This window comes from Pseudomonas sp. NPDC079367 (genome assembly GCF_044542195.1).
Lineage (GTDB): Bacteria > Pseudomonadota > Gammaproteobacteria > Pseudomonadales > Pseudomonadaceae > Aquipseudomonas.
In genome coordinates, this window is record NZ_JBITTW010000002.1 from 165,587 (window position 1) to 180,086 (window position 14,500).

Here is a 14,500-nt window from a genome sequence, read left to right on the forward strand (position 1 = left end):
GCAGCGACGGTGTTGCCTTTCAGGCGATCGGAACCATCAGCAGCGACGGTGTTGCCTTGCAGGCGATCGGAACCATCAGCAGCGACGGTGTTGCCTTGCAGGCGATCAGAGCCATCAGCGGCGACAGCGTTCTGATACAGGTGATCCGAGCCGTCTGCGGCGATCATGGTGTGCGCCGGGGTGGCGGCGAAAGCGTTAACTGCGAAAACCGAGAAAGCGATGCTGAGAAGAGTCTGGCGTTTCATGATGGTGTGCTCCGGGGTGTTGTTGGTTGGTATGGAGCTGATGTTACGCCCGGAATTTTTTATGAGAACTTCATTGCCGTGATGGTGAACATCGACGTTAGTGATGGTTCGTGTAGGAGCTGCGGCACGCTGCGATCTTTTGATCTTGATCTTTAAAAAATCAAAAGATCGCAGCGTGCCGCAGCTCCTACAAATGGACGTCAGAGGACTTTGACGGCACGCCCGATCGCCTGAATCGGCCCTGTCGGTTTGCCGATCGGCGAGCCGTTGGCGCCTTCCAATGTCAGCTCAAACAGCTGGTTGGGTTGCAACGGCGGCAGTTTGTCCAGCGGCACCGACAAAGCCTGCCCCGGCTTGACCAAGCCCAACGACACCGGTCCCGACCAGCCGTCCGCCTTGGTCCAGAATTCCAGCGCCTTGTCCGCCGGCACCTCGACCACGCCCAGCGGAATCAACTGGATCTCGCGCGCATTGCTCGCCTGAATCACCCAGCCCGGCGCTTTGTCTTGCGGCGCCACGAGCACCACCAGATAACTCGGTGTCGGCGCAGTCCGGGTCAGCAGGATCGTGCCGAGGATCAATGTCGCGGCCAGGCCTGCGGCGCTTAAACCGCGCCACAGCGGCAGCAGGTTCCACCACGACGTCAGGGGTTTTCTCACCGTCAGCCGTTCGAGGCTGCGTTCGATACGCGGCCATAGCTGCACCGACGGCTGCTGTGGCTCGGCCAGATCAGTCAACTCCAGCAGGCGCCGCTCCCACGCATCCACTGCCGCACGAAGTTCAGGCTCGTTCGGCAGGCGTCGTTGCACCTCGATGCGCTGCTCGAAAGACAAAGTGCCGAGCACGTATTCGCCAGCCAGTTCATCCCGTTCCTGCGCTGATTCACCGGTCATCCCATGCACTCCCGCAAAGCATTGAGGCTGCGCTTGATCCATGCTTTGACCGTGCCCAGCGGCGTGTCGAGGCGTGCGGAAATCTGCGCGTGGCTGTAACCGTCGACGTAGGCGTGGAGAATGCAGGTGCGCCGCTGCGGTTCCAGTTGTTCCAGGCAGCGATGAATGCGCGCCGAGTGAACATCGACCGCCTCATCAGGCGCCGCTGCCTCATGTTCCTCACTGAACGGCGTTTCCCTGCTTTGCTTGCGCAACTGATTCAAGGCCAGATGCCGGGTCACGCTGAACATCCAGCCTCGCGCCGAACCGCGCGCCGGATCGAACCCGGCGGCGCCATTCCAGATCTTGATGAACGCCTCATGCACAATGTCCTCCGCCAGCGCCGTATCGCGCACCAGACGCTTGGCCACACCGAGCAGGCGCGGGCCTTCCTGCACGTACAAATCGCGCAGAGCCGCGCGCTCGCCCCGGGCACAGGCTTTGAGGCGGGCTTCGTAATCGAACTGGGGATCGGGTAAAGGCATGGGGTGCAATCTAGCTCACATTTGCCAAAATCACACAGAACCTGTGGGAGCGGGCTTGCTCGCGAATGCGGTGCATCAGGCACTTATAGGCTGGCTGACGCAATGCCTTCGCGAGCAAGCCCGCTGCCACATTTGGATCTCCAATGATGCCCAGGTCAGTTAGCCGCCCAGAAAATATAATCCGCCTGGTACTTCACCACTTCCTGCTTGCCCTTGTTCGCCATCGTGCATTCACTGCCCGGCGCCACGCCGCCCTTGAGCGCAACACGCTGGATGTAGCTGACGCCGGTCATCGCGCCTTTGCCTTCGGCCGGGTTGGCCTTGACCAGTTGATAGGGCAGGTTGCCCGGGCTCGACGGGGCCACGGCCAATTGTGTGCCGGTGACTTTCGAACCGTCCTTGGCTTGCCAGGTCGCTGGCGGGCCGAAATAGCTGCCGACCTGTTTACCGCTGCGATCGTTAAGCACTGCTTTGGGGCCGACAAAAGTCCACTCGGTCTGCCCGGCCATATTGGGCTTGTCGCGGCATTCATAGGTAATCTCGCCAACGCCGGTGGTTTCCAGGGCAATCTTGTGCCCGTCCGGCACCTTGATCGCGTCGGGATAACTGCTCTGGGCGAAGGTGGTCGCCGTGAAGGCGAGCAAACCGGTGAGGCCAATCAGCTGGGTGATGTTCATCCGATGATTCTCCGAAAAAGGTAGAGCGCTGACAGCACAAGAGTGGCTGTTACTGGGACTACCCGTGGCGAAGGCGATTGGATGCAGTGCCGGAAAAATAAATTTCAAACCCCACCGATTTCCCCTGTGGGAGCGGGCTTGCGTCGGAGACTTTTACACCCGAGCCACAGCCATCTACCCTGTGCAAAGGCCTTATCGGGGGAAACGCACATGTACCAACTCTATGGGCACAAGAACTCCGGCGCCGCCGCCATCGAGGCGGCACTGGAACTGTGCCAGATCGCCTACCGGTTCATTGATACCGAAGCCAGCGCCGAGGCCGACGAGGCGCTGGGCAAACTCAATCCGCTGAAGCAGATACCGACCTTGCAACTGCCGGACGGCAGCGCGATGACCGAAAGTGCGGCGATCCTGATTCATCTGGGCCTGACGTTTCCTGAGTCCGGTCTGCTACCCAGCGAGGCTGCCAATCGTGATCAGGCGATTCGCGGCCTCGCCTATATCGTCAGCAATTGCTATGCAGCGGTCGGCATCATCGATTACCCCGAGCGCTGGCTGAGCACGCCTGACGAAACCGCGCGGCAGAACCTGATCGCCGGCACGCGCCAGCGCCTGCACTTCAGTTGGGAGGTGTTTGCCGATCAGTTTTCCGGCGAGCTGTATCTGGATGACGAAACGCCCGGCGCACTGGATGTGCTGGCGGCAGTGGTGAGCCGCTGGGCCGGCAGCCGTGAACATCTGCGCCAGACGCGACCGGGTTTTTACGCGTGGCTGCAAAGGATTGACCGGCACCCGGTGCTGGCACCGGTATTCGAGCGGCATTGGCCTGCGTGAACACTAAAAGAACCTGTGGGAGCGGGCTTGCTCGTGAAAGCGGTTTGTCAGCCAAAGTTGTATTAACTGACCTACCGCCTTCGCGAGCGAGCCCGCTCCCACAGGGGCAAATGGTGGTCGGAAGATCGAAAGTTATTCCCCGCGAATATACTGCTCCAGCTGTTTGATCAGCTCAGCCTGTTCGGCGATCGCTTCTTTGACCAGGTCGCCGATCGACAGCAGGCCGATCAACTGGCCGTCCTCGACCACCGGCAAGTGGCGCAGCCGTTTGTCCGACATGATGCCCAAGCAGGTATCGACGGTCTGGCGGGTGTCCACGGTGATCACGTCCTTGACCATGATGTCGCGCACCGGTGTACCCACCGAGGAGCGGCCGTGCAGCACCAGTTTGCGGGCGTAGTCGCGTTCGCTGATGATGCCGACCACCTTGTCGTCTTCGACCACCAGCAAGGCGCCGACGTTTTTCTCGGCCATCTTCATCAGCGCTTCAAGCACCATATGATCGGGTTTGATCTGGTGCACTTCCTGATTTTTCTGATCTTTGAGCTTGAGCAGTTGGGCGACGGTCTTCATGGCGGTTACTCAGGTGTTGTCGTTGTTCATCAAGCATCGTAGACGCAGCCGCGCAGGGCAAGGTGGCAAAGCGGCAGTTAGCGTGCAAAAAACGCCATTTGCCGGGTTTTTCTGCAGATCAGCAGCGTCTTTCGCCAAGGCCAGGTGCAGCAATGCCGCGTAGAATGTCGGTCGGTTTGATTGTTTGAGGTCGCAGTGGTGGATTTACAGCAGGGCTTCGTCCTGACCCGGCATTGGCGCGATACGCCGGCCGGCACCGAAGTGGAGTTCTGGTTGGCGACCGACGCCGGGCCACGCCGTGTGCGCCTGGCGCATCAGCCGTCGGTGGCGTTTATACCCGTCGCACAGCGCGAAGCGGCCGAGCATTTGTTACACGGCGAAAAAAATGTCGAACTGCGCCCGCTCGCACTGCAGGATTTCCAGCATCGCCCGGTGCTTGGTCTTTATTGCCAGCAGCACGGCCAGTTGATGCGCCTCGAAACCGCGCTCAATCGCGCCGGTGTCGATGTGTTTGAAGCCGATGTGCGCCCACCGGAACGCTATCTGATGGAGCGCTTCATCACTGCGCCGGTGTTGTTCGACGGCACGCCGGATGCCGATGGCGTGCTGATCAATGCCCAGTTGAAACCTGACGCCGGTTACCGGCCGAAACTGCGGCTGGTCTCGCTCGACATCGAGACCACCGACAACGGCGAGTTGTATTCGATTGCCCTGCAAGGTTGTGGCGAGCGGCAGGTGTACATGCTCGGCGCACCGAACGGCGACGCGAGTATTGTCGATTTCGATCTTGAATACTGCGACTCGCGCACACTCATCCTGAAGAAACTCAACGACTGGTTCGCCCGTCACGACCCCGACGCGATCATTGGCTGGAACGTCGTGCAATTCGACCTGCGCATCCTCCACGAACACGCGCGGCGTCTTGGCGTGCCGCTGAAGATCGGTCGTGGCGGCGAAGAAATGCAGTGGCGCGAGCACGGCAGCCGCAATCACTACTTCGCCTCCGCAGCGGGGCGGCTGATCATCGATGGTATCGAGTCGTTGCGTTCGGCGACCTGGAGTTTCCCCTCGTTCAGCCTGGAAAACGTCGCGCAGACCCTGCTCGGCGAAGGCAAGGCGATCAACAATCCGTACCAGCGCATGGACGAGATCAACCGTATGTTCGCCGAAGACAAACCGGCGCTGGCCAAGTACAACCTCAAGGACTGCGAACTGGTCACGCGGATCTTCGCCAAAACCCAATTGCTGACGTTTTTGCTCGAACGCGCCAGCGTCACCGGTTTGCCGGCCGATCGCAGCGGCGGTTCGGTGGCGGCTTTCACCCATTTGTACATGCCATTGATGCATCGCCAGGGCTTCGTTGCGCCGAATCTGGGCACTAACCCGCCGCAGGCCAGCCCCGGCGGGTTTGTCATGGATTCACGGCCGGGGCTGTACGAATCGGTACTGGTGCTTGATTACAAAAGCCTTTACCCGTCGATCATTCGCACGTTTCTGATCGACCCGGTGGGCTTGATCGAAGGCCTGCGTCACCCGGACGACGCCGACTCTGTGCCGGGTTTCCGTGGCGCACGCTTTTCGCGTACCCGACATTGCCTGCCGTCGATCGTGGCGCGGGTGGCCGAAGGTCGCGAAACCGCCAAGCGCGAACACAACGCGCCGCTGTCCCAGGCGCTGAAAATTATCATGAACGCCTTCTATGGCGTGCTTGGCTCCAGCGGGTGCCGTTTTTTCGATACCCGGCTGGCCTCGTCGATCACCTTGCGCGGCCACGAAATCATGCTGCGCACCCGCCAGTTGATCGAAGAGCAGGGCCACGCGGTGATTTATGGCGACACCGATTCAACCTTCGTCTGGCTGCGCAGGCTGCACGGCCAGGAAGAAGCGGCGCAGATTGGCCATGCGCTGGTCAAACACGTCAACGATTGGTGGCGCGCGCATGTGCGTGAGGAATACGGACTGGACAGCGCGCTGGAATTGCAGTTCGAGATTCACTACAAGCGCTTTCTGATGCCAACGATTCGCGGCGCGGAGGAGGGCAGCAAGAAGCGCTACGCCGGCCTCGTCACCCGCGCTGATGGCACGGAGGAAATGGTCTACAAGGGTCTGGAAACCGTGCGCACCGACTGGTCGCTGCTGGCCAGGCAATTCCAGCAGGAACTGTACGAGCGGATTTTCCAGCGCAAGCCGTATCAGGATTACGTCCGTGACTACGTGCGCAAGACCCTCGCTGGCGAGTTCGACGATCGGCTGATCTACCGCAAGCGTCTGCGCCGCACCCTCGACGATTACGAACGCAACGTACCGCCGCACGTTCGCGCGGCGCGGCTGGCCGACGACTATAACGCCGAGCAGGGTCGGCCCCGGCAATATCAGAACGGCGGCTGGATCAGCTACGTCATCACGCTGGCCGGTCCCGAGCCACTGGAAGTGCGCCGCGCCGCCATCGACTACGACCACTACATCACTCGGCAGCTGCAACCGGTGGCGGATGCGATTCTGCCGTTTGTCGACGACGACTTCTCAACCCTGATCGGTGGGCAACTGGGCCTGTTTTGAGTCGAGCAGTTGCAGGGTCCACTCGTCGAGAATGCCGTGGAAGTACCGCTCCAGCGCCTGATGGAACAAGCTGTCCTCGACGCTGAACTGGGCGAACAGGGTCATCGAAGAGTGAAATTTCAAGTCATCGGGGTGGCCGAAAATCTCGGCAATCGAACGCTGCGGCACGTTGAGCACCAACTGCGTGCAGGTGCGCAGTCGCGCACCGAGCGGTTCGTGGGCGAGATAGGCTTGCGCTTCCTCGGCTGAACCAATGGCATAGCGCCGGGCCATTTCGCTGCCGCCCAGCCCGGCGAATTGTGGAAAGACGAACCACATCCAGTGGCTGCGCTTGCGGCCCGTTTCGAGCTCACGCTGGACCCGTTCGAATACCGGGTCCTGTGCCTGAACGAAACGTTGCAGGTTGTACGGGTCGTGCAGATCTGTGCTTCTCATCGCGAAGCCCTCGCAGTCGGCGGCTCAGACCATGGCCAGCCGCTGCTTGCGTTGTGGCGCCGGGAACACTTTGTCCAGCGCCGTCAAATCCCCGGCCTCCAGTTGCAGCTGGACCGCCCCGGCATTGAGTTGCACATGCTCCGGACGCACAGCCTTGGGAATCGCAATAACCCCATCCTGACGCAGCAGCCACGCCAGCGAAACCTGCGCCGGGGTGGCGTTGTGACGGCTGGCGATCTCTTGCAGCACCGGCTCGGCGAGCATTGCACCGCCCTGGCCGATCGGGCAGTACGCCATCAGCGGCAGGCGCTGGTGCTGGCACCACGGCAGCAGATCGAACTCGATGCCGCGCTCTTCGAGGTTGTACAGCACCTGGTTGGTGGCGCAGGCCGAACTGGAGAGTTCTTCGAGGTCGTCGACATCGAAATTCGACACGCCCCAACGGCCGATCTTGCCGTCCTCACGCAGGCGTTCGAAGGCTTCTACGGTTTCCTCCAGAGGGTACTGACCGCGCCAGTGCAATAAATAGAGATCGATGTAATCAGTGCCGAGCCGACGCAAACTGCGCTCGCAGGCTTGCGGGATGCCCTGGCGGCTGGCGTTGTGCGGGTAGACCTTGCTGACCAGAAAGACTTGATCGCGCAGACTGGCGATGGCTTCGCCGACCACCGTTTCGGCACCGCCCTCGGCGTACATCTCGGCGGTGTCGATGAGGGTCATGCCCAGCTCGATGCCGGTGCGCAGCGCCGCCACTTCACGCGCGTGCGTCGAACGATCCTCGCCCATGCGCCAGGTGCCCTGACCAATCACGGGAACCTGCACGCCGGCCAACTCAAGGGTACGCATTCAAACCTCCTGCCTTAAAGAATGGGTGTCTTTAGTGGGCAGCAGAATAGCGTTGGGGTTCAAAAAGCAAAAAAGATCGCAGCGGTCCGCAGCTCCTACAAGATCGTTCCCACGCAGAGCGTGGGAACTATCATGCGGCGTGGGCCTTACTTGGCGGAGAACTTGAGGATTACGCTGTGGGCATAAGTCTGCCCCGGATCAAGTCGCGTGCTCGGGAAGTCCGGCTGGTTCGGCGAATCCGGATAGTGCTGGGTCTCGAGGGTGAACGCGCCCCAGTGTGGATAGACCTTGCCGCCCTTGCCCTTTACCGTGCCATCGAGGAAGTTGCTGGTGTAGAACTGCACGCCCGGCTCGCTGGTGAACAGTTGCAGCACACGCCCGGATTGCGGGTCGCTGACTTCGGTGGCGACTTTGCTGATATCGCCCTTGCTGTCCAGCGCCCAGTTGAAATCGAAGCCACCCTGTTTCGGCTCGGCAAATTTCAGCTGCGGATGATCGGCCTTGATGTGCGTACCGATTGCCGTCGGTCTGGTGAAGTCCATCGGCGTGCCGGCCACGGGTGCCAGCTCGCCGGTCGGGATCAGTTTGGCGGTGACCGGCGTGTAATGGCTTGAGTTGATCATGGCCACTTGCTTGAGAATGTCGCCATTGCCGGCACCGGCCAGGTTGAAGTAGCTGTGGTTGGTCAGGTTGAGCACGGTCGGCTTGTCGGTGCTGGCCGTGTAGTCGATGCGCAGCTCGTTATTTTCGGTCAGGCGATAGGTGACTTCGGTGGTCAGATTGCCCGGGAAGCCCATTTCACCATCGGCCGACAGGTAGGTCAGGGTTACGCCCACCGAATCCTTGTCTTTGGTCTCCTTTGCCTTCCAGACTTTCTTGTCGAACCCTTCGGGCCCGCCATGCAAGGCATTGGACTTGTCGTTCTGCGGCACTTGATAGCGTTTGCCATCGAGTTCGAACGCGCCATCGGCCAGGCGATTGCCGAAGCGGCCGATGGTCGCGCCGAAGTACGCAGTGCCTTTCTGATAGCCCTGCACATCATCGAAACCCAGCACGATATCGTCGAACTTGCCGTGCTTGTCCGCAACTTTCAGCGCTTGCAGGGTCGCGCCGTAGGTGATGACGGTGGCTTGCATGCCGTGGCTGTTGCGCAGGATGTATTGCTCGACGGGCGTGCCGTCATTGGTTTTGCCGAAGGCTTTGTGTTCGGCGGTCAGGCCCGCCGCATTGGCGGAGAGGGTAGCGATCATCAGGGACAGTCCGAGGCCGGAGAGCAGGTGACGGGATTGAAGCATGGTTGACCTTCCTTTTTGTTGTTGTTTTAAACACCGAAATCCCCTGTACGAGCTGCCGCAGGCTGCGATCTTTTGATTGTGATTTTTTAAGGCAAGATCAAAAGATCGCAGCCTTCGGCAGCTCCTACACGTAACTAGTCATGCTATTTATGGGGAGCAACAGGATTTATAGCGGATTTACCGGTATTGGCAAATATAAAGTCCGACTAATTGATGTGGCGAAAAGCGCCGAAAGTCGGCTCACCGCCCAGGCACTGCACTTTTTCGCAATCGGCGGCTCTATGCATGGCCAGGATGCGGTGACTCCCGCCGCACAGCCAAGTGCCCGTCCGAGATTTCATGCCGAGTGTTTTTGCCCTGACCACCGCCGCTCACCGCCGCCTGTGCCTGCTGCTGGCCTGCCTGTTGTCGCTGTTGGTCAGCGGCTGCAGCCACCAGAATGGCAACGGCTTCTTCAACCAGATGCGTGAAGGGCAGCCGCAGGAATTTCTGCAGACCAGCGTCGACCGCATGGCCACCCTGGCGATGCGCGACAACCTCGACAGCCTCTACCGGCTGATGGGCAAGCTCTATCTGCGCAACCCCGAAGAGCTGCGCAAGTCCGGTTTCCTCAACATCAACACCGCCGTGAAACAGGTACGCCTCGCCGTCGAGCAACAGCAGCCGCTGCCCGTGCTGGGCGGGCGCAAGGACCTGGCGGCGCTGAGCTATGCGATGAGTCCGGAGTTCCTTGGTGATCGCGTCGGCGCGTTCATTTATGCGATCGGCAGCATGCTGGTCACTGCCCACGGCAATCGCACCGAGTTCTACATGACCGACGCGATCAACCCGACCTTCGTGCACAACGCTGCGCGCAACATCGAAAAAGCCATGTGGATCTTGTCGCAACGGCAGAACAAGGATGGTCAGCCATTGCTGTTCTCCAATGAAATATCGGAGGAGGGCAGCAACCTCAGCTTCGCCACTGAATTCAGCAAAATCGTCGCGCGCCTGGATCTGCTCACGCAGATGCTCGATGAGCGCTATCGCAGGATCGGCCTGAATTACGCGCAGAGTCTGTTGTTCTTGAATTTCCTGCCGGTGCAGTGAGCCCCGCAGGTTTCCTGTAGCACAAAGATCCACCTTGGTATCTGCGGCAAATTCGATATGGCATAACGATAGACCGCATCGATATATGTGGTTATAAGAAAAATCGCTATGCTGCGGGCCAGATTTTCCTGTCGTTTTCTGGACGTATGAATGGAATTGGCAAATTTCGGCCTGGTGATCGCCGGGCTGGTGGTGGGGTTCATCGTCGGCATGACCGGTGTCGGCGGCGGTTCGTTGATGACGCCGATTCTGCTGTGGTTCGGCATCAACCCGGCGACGGCGGTGGGTACTGACCTGTTGTATGCCGCGATCACCAAATCCAGCGGCGTCCTCGTTCACAGGAAGAACAAGAACATCGACTGGGCCATCACCGGCTGGCTGACTCTCGGCAGCGTACCGGCCGTGGCCATGACCCTGTGGTTCCTCAGTACCCTGCACACCGCGCCGGACGCGATGAACGCCATCATCAAACAGGCGCTCGGCTTCGTCCTGTTCGCCACTGCCCTGGCAATTTTCTTTAAGAAACGCTTGCTCGAATTCGCCCACAGACGCGCCGGCGGCAACTACAACCCGAGCGGTTCGCGCCTGAATGTCATGACGGTGATCACCGGTCTGATCCTCGGCACCATGGTTGCTCTGACCTCGATCGGCGCCGGGGCGCTGGGCACCGTCGCGCTGTTCATCCTCTACCCGTTGCTGCCAACCCGCCGCCTGGTCGGCACCGAAATCGCCCATGCGGTACCGCTGACCCTCGTCGCCGGCCTGGGCCACGCAAGCATGGGCAACATGGACTGGGGCGTGCTCGGCTTCCTGCTAGTCGGCTCGCTCCCGGGCATCTGGCTCGGCAGCCACCTGACCGGGCGCATCTCCGACGAAGTCCTGCGCCCGTGCCTGGCGACGATGCTGGTGTTGATTGGTTACAAGTTGGCGTTCTGATCCGTCGATGAATGAAACCTATGTCCACTGCGAGGGCCGTCTCGCCATCACCGTCGAGCCGCGTGAGATGCGCATGAGCCATTGGCTGTATGCGCCGCAGTTAGTCGATCTGCAGCAGCAAAAAGTGCTGCTGGATCTGAGCGAGAGTCTGTGGGATTTGCTCAGTACCGCCGACGAGACCTCTAGTGGCATCGAGCTGGTGCTGCGCAAGTACCCTGGCGATCGGGCGTCGGTGAGGTTGAGGGTTGATCTCGATAGCGGTGAACTCAAGCTCGGAGGACAACCCGTCGACCCCTCGCAGTTGCTCTCGGCACTCGATTCAGCGCTGGAGTGAGGCGGCAGCTTGCGGCGAGCCGCCTCACCACGGGTTAGCGCTGAATGACCGATTCGCGCATGCGCTCGATGCGATCCTCGACAGTTTGTCCGGGGCGAAACTCACCCCATTCCTTGAAATTGAGCGTGGCCAGCTCTTCAATAAATTCGGGGTGATCGCACAGAAAATCGATGTGCATGCGGGTGAACTCCATTTCTTTGGCAGAACGGCCACCCTAGTGCGCTCATGGCTGTTAATCAAATCGACGTAGCGTTTGCGCAAAGCTTTCCCTGACCTAAGCTTCTGACAGGGCAATACCTTTTTGCCAGACGCCGCCGGAACAATCACCACGATGCGCAATCAGTAGTGCGTGGATATCAAAAGGAGATGCGCATGCTCATCAGGTCCCTGACCCTGACCCTCTTGCTGGCGATCGCCGGCCCCTTGTTCGCCGCGGACAGCGATTCACCCCTGGCCGGGGACGTGGGCCGCGCCCGCCCGCTGATCGTGATTGCGCAAAGCACCGTCGACCCGGTGTGGCTGAGCCTGAAAAAGTCCCTGGAAGACCCGGCCAACAAAAAGGGCGTCACCGACCGCAACATCAAGGTCTACACCATCCTCAGCATGTCCGGCCAGCTCGACGGCAAGGACTTGGGCCAGCAGGACACCATGGCGCTGCTGCGTTCGCTGAAACTGGGCGCAGGGGCTTATCCGAAAGTGTTCCTGGTGGGCAAGGACGGCGAAACCAAACTCTCCGCCTCGGGTGACGAGGCCAAGGCATTGAGCCTGGCGAAAATCTTCGAAACCATCGACGCCATGCCCATGGCCGAAAAAGAAGCCGCCGCTGCGGCCGCCGCACAGACTCCCGTCGCTACCGAACCGGAGCCGGCTAAAGGGGCGAAGGGCACCAAGCCAGGCAAACCAGCGAAACCGAGCAAACCGCCGCAAATGCCGGATGATTGATCGGCGGCCGTAAATGCTTTGCAAACGAAAGGGGCGAGAGAATCATTCTCTCGCCCCTTTTTACATTGCCTGCGATCGTTTGCTTTTAGTCCACCAACGCCGCGAATACCGTATGCGCAATCTTCACCCGTTCGACATTCGGATAATTCTTGTTGGCCAGAATCACAATGCCCATGTCCCGCGATGGCACAAACGCTACATAGGCGCCAAAGCCTCGCGTGGAACCGGTTTTGTTGAACAGCACGTTGGCCGGCTCAGTTTGCGGCGGGGTCAGCCACTCGACGGTGTGCGGCTCCACGGCCATGGGGGTCGAGTTGCCGTTCTGCAGTTTCTCCAGGCTGATCGGGTATGCGTAGCGTTCCCAGCCCAGGCCTTGGGTCATGTCGCCGACGCGGTAATAACCGATGTGGGTGTTGGCGATGGCGTTGTGCAGTTCAGGCGCGAGGCTCGCCGGTTTCAGCTGTGCCTGAACGTAACGCAGCAGGTCGGCGGCGCTGGTTTTGATGCCGTAGGCTTCGGCGTCGAGGGCACCTGGGCTGACGCGCACCGGTTGATCGGCGCTGTCGTAGCCTTGGGCGTAGAGCTTCGATTGCGCTGGCGGCACGCTGAGGAAGGTGTGCTGCAAGCCGAGTTTCGGCAGCAGCGTCTGGGTCATCGCCTGCTCGAAGGGCTGGCCGAGGCTTTTCGCCGTCAGGTAGCCGAACAGGCCCAGGCTCGGGTTGGAATACAGGCGATGGCTGCCGGCAGGAAACTGCGGTTTCCATTGTTGGTAATAGCCAAGCATCTTGTCGGAAGAATCCGCTTTGGCGGGAAATTGCAGCGGCAGGCCGCCAGCGCTGTAGGTGCCCAGTTGCAGCACGCTGATGTTGTCGAACGCGCTGCCCTTGAGCTCTGGCCAGAGCTGGCTGGCCTTGCTCGACAGGTCGAGTTTGCCGATGGCCTGGGCGTAACCGGCGAGGGTGGCGGTGAAGGTTTTGCTCACCGAACCAACCTCGAACAGAGTGTTTTCGCTGACCTTTTGCCCGGCGTCCTTGTCGGCGACTCCGTAGTTAAAGTAATGCGTCTGACCTTTTAGCGTCAGCGCGACAGTCAGTCCCGGAATGGTGTTTTGCTGCATCACCGGGGTCACGGCTTGCGTGATCAGTGCGTGCAATTGCGCATCCGTCGGCGTGGCGGCATGGCAGGCGAGGCTGCTGAAGAACAGGGCGAAAATGCTGTAAGAAGAGACCTTGCTCGTTTTGAAGGAACACATGAGTGAATCACTCTCCATGAGTGTCGATGGTTGTATCCCGCTACACTGCGGGTGATTTTTTCATCGGGCGGCTGATCAGCGCGGCCAATTTAGGCACTTTGCCGACCCACGGCAAACGATGAAAACTCGCACGAGCCATTAGAAAAATTCGGGACAACGCATGATTCGACCTCAATTGCCCCTCAACGCACTGCGCGCGTTTGAAGCTTCTGCACGTCATCTGAGTTTCACCCGCGCTGCCGTCGAACTGTGCGTGACGCAAGCGGCGGTCAGCCATCAAGTCAAAAGCCTGGAAGCGCAACTCAACCTGACCCTGTTCAAACGCCTGCCTCGCGGGCTGATGCTGACCAGTGAAGGTGAAACCTTGCTGCCGATTCTCAGCACCTCATTCGACAACATCGCACAGATGCTTGAGCGTTTGGCCGGTGGGCAGTATCGCGACATGCTGACAGTCGGCGCCGTGGGTACGTTTGCGGTGGGCTGGCTGTTGCCGAGGCTGGCGGACTTCCGGGAGAAATATCCGCTGATCGACTTACGCCTCTCGACACATAACAACCGCGTGGACGTAGCGGCGGAAGGTCTGGATTACGCGATTCGTTTCGGTGCTGGCGCGTGGCATGGCATCGAAGCGACGCGCCTGCTCGATGCGCCGTTGTCGGTGTTGTGCGTGCCGCAAATCGCTCGGCAATTGCATTCGCCGGGCGATCTGCTGCAACAGACTTTGTTGCGTTCCTATCGCACCGATGAATGGCCGCAATGGTTTCAGGCGGCAGGCCTGGCGACGCAAGCCGCACCACCGCAGAGCATCGTTTTCGACTCGTCGCTGGCGATGATGGAAGCGGCATTGCAGGGCGGCGGCGTGGCGTTGGCGCCACCGCTGATGTTCGCCCGGCAACTGGCGGCAGATGCGATTTGCCAGCCGTTTGCGCTCGAGATCACCACGGGCAGTTACTGGCTGACGCGGTTGCAGTCGCGAGCGGAAACGGTAGCGATGAAGGCGTTCAAAACCTGGCTGCTGCAGATCTCAAGGCTGAAAACCGATTTGTAGGAGCTGCCGAAGGCTGCG

The 14,500-nt window shown here is 60.2% G+C and carries 17 protein-coding genes; 7 read left to right on the forward strand and 10 right to left on the reverse strand.

The window, feature by feature from the left end; all coding sequences use genetic code 11:
* The 4 genes from ACIGDJ_RS05635 to ACIGDJ_RS05650 all read right to left on the reverse strand — a co-directional run.
* Window positions 1-245, reverse strand: a 245-nt coding sequence (locus tag ACIGDJ_RS05635) for a hypothetical protein (RefSeq protein WP_397504522.1), incomplete at its 3' end; no start/stop codon positions are given.
* A 200-nt stretch (window positions 246-445) separates the two neighbouring features.
* Complete coding sequence (locus ACIGDJ_RS05640) at window positions 446-1,138, reverse strand: anti-sigma factor domain-containing protein (RefSeq protein ID WP_313001954.1); 693 nt, start codon at window positions 1,136-1,138, stop codon at window positions 446-448.
* Window positions 1,135-1,662 carry a sigma-70 family RNA polymerase sigma factor gene (locus ACIGDJ_RS05645; protein ID WP_397480018.1) on the reverse strand — a complete coding sequence of 176 codons (528 nt, stop codon included), beginning with the start codon at window positions 1,660-1,662 and terminating at the stop codon, window positions 1,135-1,137. Before ACIGDJ_RS05645 ends, ACIGDJ_RS05640 begins: the two co-directional genes overlap by 4 nt.
* A 155-nt stretch (window positions 1,663-1,817) precedes the next feature.
* Window positions 1,818-2,339: a DUF3455 domain-containing protein gene (locus ACIGDJ_RS05650; RefSeq protein ID WP_101159199.1), complete on the reverse strand. Its 522-nt coding sequence runs from the start codon at window positions 2,337-2,339 to the stop codon at window positions 1,818-1,820.
* Window positions 2,340-2,549: 210 nt separating this feature from the next.
* Between ACIGDJ_RS05650 and ACIGDJ_RS05655 the strand changes: the two genes are divergently transcribed.
* Window positions 2,550-3,173 (forward strand): glutathione S-transferase N-terminal domain-containing protein, encoded by a 624-nt coding sequence (locus ACIGDJ_RS05655; protein ID WP_101159198.1) that lies wholly within the window; start codon window positions 2,550-2,552, stop codon window positions 3,171-3,173.
* A gap of 132 nt (window positions 3,174-3,305) precedes the next feature.
* On the opposite strand, the gene ACIGDJ_RS05660 is transcribed toward ACIGDJ_RS05655, so the two are convergent.
* Window positions 3,306-3,746 (reverse strand): CBS domain-containing protein, encoded by a 441-nt coding sequence (locus ACIGDJ_RS05660; RefSeq protein WP_016775372.1) that lies wholly within the window; start codon window positions 3,744-3,746, stop codon window positions 3,306-3,308.
* Between the two features lie 198 nt (window positions 3,747-3,944).
* On the opposite strand from ACIGDJ_RS05660, the gene ACIGDJ_RS05665 reads away from it, so the two are divergent.
* Complete coding sequence (locus ACIGDJ_RS05665) at window positions 3,945-6,305, forward strand: DNA polymerase II (protein ID WP_397480019.1); 2,361 nt, start codon at window positions 3,945-3,947, stop codon at window positions 6,303-6,305.
* Here the strand turns inward: ACIGDJ_RS05665 and ACIGDJ_RS05670 are convergent.
* The 3 genes from ACIGDJ_RS05670 to ACIGDJ_RS05680 form a co-directional block, all read right to left on the reverse strand.
* A complete protein-coding gene (locus ACIGDJ_RS05670) occupies window positions 6,270-6,740 on the reverse strand; it encodes a DUF1810 domain-containing protein (RefSeq protein ID WP_397480020.1) in 471 nt (156 codons plus the stop codon). The two genes, ACIGDJ_RS05665 and ACIGDJ_RS05670, sit on opposite strands and share 36 nt — an antisense overlap.
* Before the next feature lie 24 nt (window positions 6,741-6,764).
* Window positions 6,765-7,586: an aldo/keto reductase gene (locus tag ACIGDJ_RS05675; RefSeq protein WP_397480021.1), complete on the reverse strand. Its 822-nt coding sequence runs from the start codon at window positions 7,584-7,586 to the stop codon at window positions 6,765-6,767.
* A gap of 146 nt (window positions 7,587-7,732) precedes the next feature.
* Complete coding sequence (locus ACIGDJ_RS05680) at window positions 7,733-8,881, reverse strand: aldose epimerase family protein (RefSeq protein ID WP_313001986.1); 1,149 nt, start codon at window positions 8,879-8,881, stop codon at window positions 7,733-7,735.
* Between the two features lie 339 nt (window positions 8,882-9,220).
* On the opposite strand from ACIGDJ_RS05680, the gene ACIGDJ_RS05685 reads away from it, so the two are divergent.
* The 3 genes from ACIGDJ_RS05685 to ACIGDJ_RS05695 all read left to right on the forward strand — a co-directional run bounded on the left by ACIGDJ_RS05685 (window position 9,221) and on the right by ACIGDJ_RS05695 (window position 11,240).
* Entirely contained in the window at window positions 9,221-9,970 is a 750-nt protein-coding gene (locus tag ACIGDJ_RS05685) for a hypothetical protein (RefSeq protein WP_101159193.1), read from the forward strand.
* Window positions 9,971-10,120: 150 nt separating this feature from the next.
* Entirely contained in the window at window positions 10,121-10,906 is a 786-nt protein-coding gene (locus ACIGDJ_RS05690) for a sulfite exporter TauE/SafE family protein (RefSeq protein WP_101159192.1), read from the forward strand.
* A 7-nt stretch (window positions 10,907-10,913) separates the two neighbouring features.
* The gene (locus ACIGDJ_RS05695) at window positions 10,914-11,240 is read left to right on the forward strand and encodes a hypothetical protein (protein ID WP_101159191.1); all 327 of its coding nucleotides are present in this window, start codon (window positions 10,914-10,916) and stop codon (window positions 11,238-11,240) included.
* A 34-nt stretch (window positions 11,241-11,274) separates the two neighbouring features.
* On the opposite strand, the gene ACIGDJ_RS05700 is transcribed toward ACIGDJ_RS05695, so the two are convergent.
* Window positions 11,275-11,418 (reverse strand): hypothetical protein, encoded by a 144-nt coding sequence (locus ACIGDJ_RS05700; RefSeq protein WP_256589834.1) that lies wholly within the window; start codon window positions 11,416-11,418, stop codon window positions 11,275-11,277.
* A 194-nt stretch (window positions 11,419-11,612) separates the two neighbouring features.
* Here ACIGDJ_RS05700 and ACIGDJ_RS05705 point away from each other — a divergent pair, with 194 nt between their 5' ends.
* Window positions 11,613-12,182, forward strand: coding sequence for a DUF4174 domain-containing protein (locus ACIGDJ_RS05705; protein ID WP_313001997.1), 570 nt, complete (start codon window positions 11,613-11,615; stop codon window positions 12,180-12,182).
* Window positions 12,183-12,267: 85 nt separating this feature from the next.
* Here the strand turns inward: ACIGDJ_RS05705 and ampC are convergent, their stop codons facing one another.
* Window positions 12,268-13,434 (reverse strand): class C beta-lactamase, encoded by a 1,167-nt coding sequence (gene ampC, locus ACIGDJ_RS05710; RefSeq protein WP_101159189.1) that lies wholly within the window; start codon window positions 13,432-13,434, stop codon window positions 12,268-12,270.
* A 160-nt stretch (window positions 13,435-13,594) separates the two neighbouring features.
* On the opposite strand from ampC, the gene ACIGDJ_RS05715 reads away from it, so the two are divergent.
* Window positions 13,595-14,482, forward strand: a complete 888-nt coding sequence (locus tag ACIGDJ_RS05715; RefSeq protein ID WP_101159188.1) for a LysR family transcriptional regulator — start codon at window positions 13,595-13,597, stop codon at window positions 14,480-14,482.
* Window positions 14,483-14,500: the final 18 nt, after the last annotated feature.

Coding starts and splice junctions, on each gene's coding strand:
- ACIGDJ_RS05685 (WP_101159193.1), top strand. CDS start 9,221: ATGCCGAGTGTTTTTGCCCTGACCACCGCCGCTCACCGCCGCCTGTGC.
- ACIGDJ_RS05645 (WP_397480018.1), bottom strand. CDS start 1,662: ATGCCTTTACCCGATCCCCAGTTCGATTACGAAGCCCGCCTCAAAGCC.
- ACIGDJ_RS05640 (WP_313001954.1), bottom strand. CDS start 1,138: ATGACCGGTGAATCAGCGCAGGAACGGGATGAACTGGCTGGCGAATAC.
- ACIGDJ_RS05660 (WP_016775372.1), bottom strand. CDS start 3,746: ATGAAGACCGTCGCCCAACTGCTCAAGCTCAAAGATCAGAAAAATCAG.
- ACIGDJ_RS05715 (WP_101159188.1), top strand. CDS start 13,595: ATGATTCGACCTCAATTGCCCCTCAACGCACTGCGCGCGTTTGAAGCT.
- ACIGDJ_RS05655 (WP_101159198.1), top strand. CDS start 2,550: ATGTACCAACTCTATGGGCACAAGAACTCCGGCGCCGCCGCCATCGAG.
- ACIGDJ_RS05690 (WP_101159192.1), top strand. CDS start 10,121: ATGGAATTGGCAAATTTCGGCCTGGTGATCGCCGGGCTGGTGGTGGGG.
- ampC (WP_101159189.1), bottom strand. CDS start 13,434: ATGTGTTCCTTCAAAACGAGCAAGGTCTCTTCTTACAGCATTTTCGCC.
- ACIGDJ_RS05705 (WP_313001997.1), top strand. CDS start 11,613: ATGCTCATCAGGTCCCTGACCCTGACCCTCTTGCTGGCGATCGCCGGC.
- ACIGDJ_RS05650 (WP_101159199.1), bottom strand. CDS start 2,339: ATGAACATCACCCAGCTGATTGGCCTCACCGGTTTGCTCGCCTTCACG.
- ACIGDJ_RS05670 (WP_397480020.1), bottom strand. CDS start 6,740: ATGAGAAGCACAGATCTGCACGACCCGTACAACCTGCAACGTTTCGTT.
- ACIGDJ_RS05675 (WP_397480021.1), bottom strand. CDS start 7,586: ATGCGTACCCTTGAGTTGGCCGGCGTGCAGGTTCCCGTGATTGGTCAG.
- ACIGDJ_RS05680 (WP_313001986.1), bottom strand. CDS start 8,881: ATGCTTCAATCCCGTCACCTGCTCTCCGGCCTCGGACTGTCCCTGATG.
- ACIGDJ_RS05700 (WP_256589834.1), bottom strand. CDS start 11,418: ATGCACATCGATTTTCTGTGCGATCACCCCGAATTTATTGAAGAGCTG.
- ACIGDJ_RS05695 (WP_101159191.1), top strand. CDS start 10,914: ATGAATGAAACCTATGTCCACTGCGAGGGCCGTCTCGCCATCACCGTC.